Origin of the sequence: Streptomyces sp. NPDC051310 (assembly GCF_044455245.1) — a bacterium.
Taxonomy (GTDB): domain Bacteria; phylum Actinomycetota; class Actinomycetes; order Streptomycetales; family Streptomycetaceae; genus Streptomyces.
The window spans coordinates 1-2,225 of record NZ_JBITEO010000057.1 but is presented as its reverse complement, the minus strand read 5'-3'; the positions used below and the strand labels follow the sequence as shown (position 1 = coordinate 2,225).

At 71.8% G+C, this 2,225-nt stretch carries 1 protein-coding gene and 1 pseudogene; both read right to left on the bottom strand.

What is annotated here, in order from left to right:
- Window positions 1-1,761 (bottom strand): annotated as a pseudogene (locus ACIA79_RS33525) (type I polyketide synthase); the annotation flags it as partial.
- 56 nt (window positions 1,762-1,817) lie between these two features.
- On the bottom strand, window positions 1,818-2,225 hold a 408-nt coding region (locus tag ACIA79_RS33520), incomplete at its 5' end, for a phosphopantetheine-binding protein (RefSeq protein ID WP_399432205.1).

The window sequence follows — 2,225 nt, the reverse complement described above, 5'->3', positions numbered from 1 at the left end:
CGCATACAACGCACGCCCCATACCCACCCGCTGACTGCCCTGACCCGTGAACATCACCGCCGTCCGCACCGGCCCATCAACCACACCGCGAACGAGCCCGGCGATGCGCTCGCCTTCCGCCAGGGCATCGAGGCCGCCGAGCAGGGTCTCCCGGTCCTCTCCGAGCAGGACGGCCCGGTGTTCGAGCCGCGCGCGCGTGGTCGCCAGCGCGCGGCCGACCGCGCGCACGTCCAGCTCTCCCCGACCGGCCAGGTGCTCCCGCAGCCGCCGCGCCTGCGCCCGCAACGCCACCTCGCTGCGGCCCGACACCACCCACGGCACCGGCACACCAGCCGCCACCGGAAGCGGCTCACTCGCCCCCTCGACCGACTCGGCCGGTTCGGGTGCCTCTTCCAGGATCAGGTGCGCGTTGGTGCCGCTGATCCCGAACGACGACACACCCGCCCGCCGCACCCGCTCACCACTCGCCGTCCACGGCTGCGGCTCGTGCAGCAACTCCACCGCACCCGCCGACCAGTCCACCAACGGCGTCGGCTCCTGCGCATGCAGCGTCCGCGGCAGCACCCCGTGCCGCAACGCCATCACCATCTTGATCACACCCGCCACACCCGCAGCGGCCTGGGCATGGCCGAGGTTCGACTTCAGCGACCCCAGCCACAGCGGCTGCTCGGCCGCACGGCTCCGCCCGTACGTCGCCAGCAGCGCCTGCGCCTCGATCGGGTCACCCAGCCGTGTGCCGGTGCCGTGCGCCTCCACCGCGTCGACTTCCTCGGCACCGAGTCCCGCGTCGGCCAGGGCCTGGCGGATGACGCTTTCCTGGGCGGGGCCGCTGGGGGCGGTCAGCCCGTTGCTGGCGCCGTCCTGGTTGACCGCGCTGCCCCGGATCACCGCCCACACCCGGTGGCCGTTGCGTACCGCGTCGGACAGGCGCTCCAGCACGAGGACGCCGACGCCCTCGGACCAGCCCGTACCGTCCGCACCCGCCCCGAACGCCTTGCACCGCCCGTCGACCGACAGGCCGCCCTGGCGGCTGAACTCCGCGAACATGACGGGGCTGGACATCACCGCCACACCGCCGGCCAGGGCGAGGGAGCACTCGTCCCTGCGCAGTGCCTGCACGGCGAGATGCAGGGCGACCAGCGAGGACGAGCACGCCGTGTCGACAGTGATGGCCGGACCGTTGAGACCGAAGGTGTACGGCACGCGGCCCGAGATGACTCCGGCGGCCGTTCCGGTGCCGTAGTAGCCCTCGATCTCGGCGGGCACGGACGGCAGACCGGCGGCGTAGTCGTGGTACATCACGCCCGCGTAGACGCCGGTACGGCTGCCCTTGAGGGTGGTGACGTCGATGCCGGCCCGTTCCACCGCTTCCCAGGACGTCTCCAGCAGCAGCCGCTGCTGCGGGTCCATCGCCAGCGCCTCGCGCGGCGAGATGCCGAAGAAGTCGGCGTCGAAGTCGGGCGCGTCGTACAGGAATCCGCCCTTGCGGGTGGCGCTCTTCCCCGGCCGGTCGGGGTCCGGGTCGAAGAGGGCGTCGGTGTCCCAGCCGCGGTCCTCGGGGAAGTCGGAGATGGCGTCACCGCCCCGGTCGACCAGGCGCCACAGGTCCTCGGGGGAGTTCACTCCGCCCGGGTACCGGCAGGCCATGCCGACGATCGCGATCGGCTCGCGGTGGCGCTCCTGCGCCTCCTGGAGTTGCCGGCGCGTCTGGTGCAGCTCCCGCGCGGCCCACTTCAGCTTGCTCAGCAGGTTGTTTTCGTCGGTCATGAGAGGTCGCTCCCGCAAAGGCACGTCGAGGTCGGGCTGGAAGGGCAGGTTCAGGAGTTCCCGAACTCTTTTTCGATGACGTCGAGGATCTGGTCGGCCGTCGCGGCTTCCAGTTCGTCGACGAAGTGGGGGCCGTCCGCGGGCTCCGGCTGTGTGAAGGGATCGGCGGTCTCGCGCCCGGGTGCCGAGAGGGCCAGCAGCGCGGTGAGACGATCGGCGATGCGTTCCCGGGCGTCGTCGCAAAGTTCGGCTCCGGTCAGCGCCTTCTCGATCCTGACGAGGTCGTCGAGGATCGGGTCCACCGCTGGACCGTCCGCCACGGTCAGTCCGGTCTCCACGTACACGGCCAGCTCCTGGACCGTGGGGTGGTCGAAGACGAGGGAGGCGGGCAGGCGCAGCCCGGTGGCCCGGTTGAGCTGGTTGCGCAGCTCGACCGCCATCAGGGAGTCGAAGCCCAG